This window comes from Terrabacter sp. P5_B1, assembly GCF_056400505.1.
This window is the reverse complement of the sequence record NZ_JBFULD010000294.1, coordinates 1-5,381: the sequence shown is the minus strand read 5'-3', so window position 1 is coordinate 5,381 and position 5,381 is coordinate 1. Positions and strand designations below refer to the sequence as shown.

6 protein-coding genes are annotated in these 5,381 nt (G+C 69.8%); all 6 read left to right on the top strand.

Annotated elements, in window-relative coordinates; translation table 11 throughout:
* The coding region (locus tag AC1DP0_RS17555; protein WP_478086826.1) for a DeoR/GlpR family DNA-binding transcription regulator at positions 1–570 on the top strand (570 nt) is incomplete at its 5' end.
* Between the two features lie 92 nt (positions 571–662).
* Positions 663–2,117 (top strand): extracellular solute-binding protein, encoded by a 1,455-nt coding sequence (locus AC1DP0_RS17550; protein ID WP_478086824.1) that lies wholly within the window; start codon positions 663–665, stop codon positions 2,115–2,117.
* A gap of 43 nt (positions 2,118–2,160) precedes the next feature.
* The gene (locus AC1DP0_RS17545) at positions 2,161–3,042 is read left to right on the top strand and encodes a carbohydrate ABC transporter permease (RefSeq protein ID WP_478086822.1); all 882 of its coding nucleotides are present in this window, start codon (positions 2,161–2,163) and stop codon (positions 3,040–3,042) included.
* Complete coding sequence (locus tag AC1DP0_RS17540) at positions 3,039–3,860, top strand: ABC transporter permease subunit (protein WP_478086820.1); 822 nt, start codon at positions 3,039–3,041, stop codon at positions 3,858–3,860. The genes AC1DP0_RS17545 and AC1DP0_RS17540 overlap by 4 nt, the downstream gene beginning before the upstream one ends.
* Positions 3,860–4,939 carry an ABC transporter ATP-binding protein gene (locus tag AC1DP0_RS17535; protein WP_478086817.1) on the top strand — a complete coding sequence of 360 codons (1,080 nt, stop codon included), beginning with the start codon at positions 3,860–3,862 and terminating at the stop codon, positions 4,937–4,939. Before AC1DP0_RS17540 ends, AC1DP0_RS17535 begins: the two co-directional genes overlap by 1 nt.
* Positions 4,936–5,381, top strand: a 446-nt coding sequence (locus AC1DP0_RS17530; RefSeq protein ID WP_478086814.1) for a hypothetical protein, incomplete at its 3' end; no start/stop codon positions are given. The genes AC1DP0_RS17535 and AC1DP0_RS17530, both read left to right, overlap by 4 nt.

The following is a 5,381-nucleotide window of genomic DNA, read 5'->3' as shown; positions in this document are numbered from 1 at the left end:
GTCGACCGCCCCTACGAGGAGGTCGCCGACGACGCCGCCGCCGACAAGCAGGCCATCGCCCGGCGAGCAGCCGAGCTGGTGTGCGACGGTGACACGGTCCTGCTCGACATCGGGACGACCACGGGAGCGCTCGCCCGCGAGCTGAAGGGCCGCTCGATCACCGTGATCACGCCCAGTCTCGCCGTCCTCGATGCGCTGCGGGGTGACGCGGCCGTCGACATCGTCCTGCTCGGCGGCTCGCTGCGCCGCGCGTACCACTCGCTCGTGGGACCGCTGACCGAGGACGCCCTGCGGCGCGTGCGCGCCTCGACCGTCTTCCTCGGCACGAGCGGCATCGATGCGAACGGTTGGGTGCTCGACACGACCTCGGTCGAGGTGCCGACCAAACGCCTCCTCCTCGAGGCCGGTGGCCGGACCGTGCTGCTCGCCGACCGCACGAAGTTCCCCGGCCAGGGCTCGATCCGCGTCTGCGACTTCACGGCGGTCTCGACCCTCATCACGACCTCCGACGCCCACCACCCGACCCTCGAGATCGCCCGGTCCCACGGAACGGACGTCCTGCTCGCCTGACCCGAACCCCTCCACCGACCACTGACCGTCGCCACCCGCGTCCCGCCACCAGCGTCCCGCCACCCGCGTCCCGCCACCCAGAGAAGGAGCCCATGCAGATGAAACCCACCTCGACCTCCGGTGCCAGGCCGCGTCCCCGTGCCACGCGCAGGACCGTGCTCTCGGTGCTCGCAGCGTCCCTCACCCTGGTCGGCGCCGCGGCGTGTGACCGGAGCTCCTCGACCGGGGCCAGCCCCACCCAGAACGCCGGGGCCAAGGACGTCACGCTGACGATCACGTCCAACTCCATCGCCGGCGGCAAGAACGCCGACGAGGCCGACTGGTACACCAAGTACGTCATCCCGACCTTCACGAAGCAGCAGAAGGACAAGGGCGTCAACGTCACGGTCACCTTCCAGCCGTCCGGCGTCGACGACGAGCAGTACAAGACCAAGGTCGCCCTCGACCTCAAGAGCCGCGCGGGCGCCGACATCATGGCGCTCGACGGGATCTGGGTCGGCGAGTTCGCCCAGGCCGGCTACCTCAAGCCGCTCACCGACGTCGTGGGGCAGAGCGTCACCTCGTGGGAGGGCTGGTCGCAGATCCCGAAGGCGGTGCAGGCCAACGCGTCCTTCGAGGGCAAGACCTACGGCATCCCCGCGGGCACCGACGGCCGCGTCCTCTACTTCAACAAGAAGCTCTTCGCCCAGGCCGGGCTGCCGGCCGACTGGCAGCCGAAGTCGTGGCAGGACATCGTCGCCGCAGGGATGAAGCTCAAGGCGGTCTCAGGCATCGACCCCATCCAGGTCAACGCCGGCACGGCCATGGGTGAGGCGACGAGCATGCAGGGCGTGCTGCCCCTGCTCGTCGGCACGGGCTCCGAGATCTACGCCGACGGCAAGTGGCAGGGCGACACCAAGGCCGTGCGCGACGTGCTGACGTTCTACAAGCAGCTGCTCGACCAGGGGCTCGAGGACAAGAACTTCCAGCAGGCCGCCAAGGGGCGCGACCAGTCGTTTGCCGCGTTCGCAGCGGGCAAGGTCGGCATCCTCCTCGAGGGCGACTACTTCTGGCGCTCGGTCATCAACCCCGACAACGGGGACGCGCCGATGGCCACGCGCAACACGGACGTCGGTTACGCCTACATCCCCGCGCGCGAGGCCGGCAGCGGCGTCGGCGGGTCCGACTACGTCTCGATGTCGGGTGGCGGTGGCTACTTCCTCAACCCGAACACGAAGTACCCGCAGCAGGCGTGGGAGCTGCTCCAGTTCATCGGCTCCCCGGTCGCCATCAACGCCCTGCTCCACGGGTCGGCGAAGGTCACCGCACGGCAGGACGTCAACGAGAAGGTCCTCTCCAGCGACCCGTTCCTGTCGTTCGTCTCGCAGAAGGTGCTGCCGGTCACGCACTACCGCCCGGGTCTCGCGGTCTACCCGCAGGTCTCGCAGGCGCTGCAGCAGGCGACGGCCGACATCGTGTCGGGCAAGAGTGTCGACGAGGCGGCGAAGGCCTACGGCGCCGCCGTCGAGAAGGCCGTCGGCGGCGCCGACAAGGTGGCCTCATCGTGAGGACGACCGGGCACCCGCCCCTTCAGGGGGAGGCGGGTGCCCGGTGACCGTCACGTCCGTCGACGCGGCGGGCCTCGGTCGACGGCGCGCCGCGGGCTTCGTCGCTCCCGCCCTCGTCCTCGTCACGGCCTTCCTCGTCGTGCCGGCGGTCTGGACCGTCTTCCTCGGTATGACGGACTACCGGCTCACCGGCATCCAGGCGGCGAATCCGCAGTTCGTCGGGCTCGACAACTACAAGGCCGCCCTCGTCGATCCCGGCTTCCGCAACTCCCTGTGGTTGACGCTCGTCTTCGTGCTCGGCTCGGCGGTCATCGGCCAGACGATCGCCGGCTTCGCCCTCGCGTGGACGCTGCGGGGGGTGCCCCGGCTCGTCCGTGCCGGCGTCGAGACGCTCGTCCTGCTGGCCTGGATCCTGCCCAGCTCGATCGTCGCGTTCCTCTGGGTGGCCTACCTGTCCGGGGACGGCGGCACGCTCAACGCGCTGCTGCACACCCCCGGCACCGAGTGGCTGCTGGAGTACCCGATGGCCTCGATCATCGTCTTCAACACCTGGCGCGGCACGGCCTTCTCGATGCTTCTCTTCTCGGCCGCCCTGGGCGCCGTGCCACCGTCGCAGCTCGAGTCGGCCCGGCTCGCGGGCGCCGGCACCTTCGCCCAGCTGAGGGACGTCGTGCTGCCGCACATTCGTGGGCACGTCCTGACGAACACGCTGCTCATCAGCCTGTGGACCTTCAACGACTTCTCGCCATACCTGCTCACCGCCGGCGGCCCGAACCACCAGAGCGAGACCCTGCCGGTCTACATCTACACGCAGGCTCTCTACGGCGGCCAGCTCGGCTACGGATCGGCCATCTCCTTCATGATGCTGCTCATCAACCTCGTCATCGCACTCTTCTACGTGCGCCTGCTCCGGGAGCGCCGATGAGACCCGGCTCGGTCGTGGGCCGCCTTGTGCTCGTCGCCTTTCTCGGCGCGGCCGTCGCCTTTTGGGCGCTGCCCATGTTGTGGCTCGTCACAGCGCCCTTCGACTCCCGACCGGGTCTGAACGTGAGCTGGCCCGACTGGACGCTCGAGAACTTCCGCAAGCTGTCCGAGAACCCGTACGCGTACTCGTCGCTGCTCAACTCGCTCATCCTCGCGGTCGGCACGATGCTCGGCGTCACCGCGATGTCGGCGCTGGCGGCATACGCCCTGTCTCGCGTGCGCCTCCCCGGTCGCGACACGATCCTCTACGGACTGCTGCTGCTCAGCTCGATCGTCACGGGCACCGCGGCGATGGTGCCGATCTTCCAGCTGATGTTCGCGCTCAACCTCGTCGACGACCGCTCCGGGTTGATCCTCGTGCTCACCGGGGGGCTGCTGCCCGCGGCCATCTTCATCCTCAAGGACTTCATGGACGCCACCCCGAAGTCCTACGAGGAGAGCGCGCGCGTCTTCGGGGCCAAGCCGACGCAGGTGCTGCGCCACGTCGTGCTGCCCATCGTCCGGCCCGGCCTCGCCACGATCGCCGTCTGGGCCATGGTCAACGTGTGGGGCGACTTCCTGATGTCCTACATCCTGCTCCGCGACCCTGCGAAGCTCCCGGCCGGTGTCGTGATGTACACCTTCTACTCCGAAGGCGGACAGGCGAACCTGCCTCTCATCTCGGCGTTCTCGCTCGTCTACGCGCTGCCGGTCGTGGCGCTCTACCTGTTCGTCAGCCGACGCTACGGGTTCCGTTTCCATGGAGGCATCAAGAGCTGATGGCCAACATTCGCATCGACGGACTGACCAAGGTCTACCCGGGAGACGTCACCGCCATCGACGGTCTCGACCTCACCATCGCGGACGGGTCCTTCTTCGCCCTCCTCGGACCCTCCGGCTGCGGCAAGACGACACTCCTTCGGACCATCGCGGGGCTCGAGGACGCAACGGGAGGCTCCATCCACATCGGCGACCGCCACGTCACGAAGATGTCGCCGGGCGAGCGCAACGTGGCCATGGTCTTCCAGGACTACGCCCTCTTCCCCCACATGAGCGTGACCGACAACATCGCCTACCCCCTGCGGATCCGCAAGGTCGGTCGGACCGAGCGCGCAGCCAAGGCCGCCGACACCGGCGCCGGCCTCGGGCTCACGGGACTGATGGAGCGTCGACCCGGTGAGCTCTCCGGTGGCCAGCAACAGCGGGTGGCCCTCGCGCGGGCGATGGCGTGCCAGCCGGACGTCTTCCTCCTCGACGAGCCGCTGTCGAACCTCGACGCCCGTCTCCGGCTCGAGGCGCGGACCTTCCTCAAGCGGCTGCAGCGCGACCTCGACGTCACGACGGTCTTCGTGACCCACGACCAGAGCGAGGCCCTCGCCATGGCCGATCAGATCGCCGTCATGGAGGCCGGCCGCATCCGCCAGCTCGGCACCCCGTCGGAGATCTTCCGGCGCCCCGCCAACACCTTCGTCGCCAACTTCATCGGCTCCACGCCGATGAACATGCTGCCCGGCGAGCTGTCCGGCGGGCGCTTGCAGGTGGGCGACCGGGAGCCGGTCGACGCCGTCGCTGCCGGGTGGGCGGCCCGCGACTCCCGCGACGGCGCGGTCACGGTCGCCTTCCGCCCGGAGTACGCGCGGGTTGACGAGGAGGGCCCGCTCGCCTTCAAGGGTGAGGTCGAGACGAGTGAGAACCTCGGCGCGAGCGTGCTCATCACCGCCCGCACCCGCGACGACCACCGCGTGCAGGCCGTCGTGCCCGAGGGATCCGAGCCGGAGCCCGGGGCGGCCGTGTGCATCAGTCCGGTGCCGGGGCGCGTGCTCGTCTACGACGAGGGCGGCGAGCTGCTGGCGTCATGACGGACGCGACACCACAGGCGTCAGGACGGGCGTCAGGGCGGACGCCTCCTACGACACTGCTGCGCCTGACGCAGCACTGGTGGCCGGACGACCGGGCGGAGTCCCAGGTCCGAAGGGTCGCCTTCGGCGTGCCGCGCGAGGTGGGCGCGGTGGAGATCCTGATGACGTATGCCGCGGGGCCGGGTGCCGTGCTCGACCTGGGCCTCGAGGGGCCGCGGGGATACGTCGGATGGTCGGGTGGGGCGCGGAGCCGCGTCGTCGTCTCGGAGGGGTGGGCGACGCCGGGCTACGTGCCCCAGCCGGTGGAGGCAGGGGCGTGGTCGGTGCTGGTGGGGCTGCACCGCGTGCCTGCTGACGGTGCGGCGATGGAGCTCACGGTGCGGGTCGTCGACGACACCGTGGTGCACGAGCACCGGCGAGCCGAGCCGGAGGACCCTCCGGC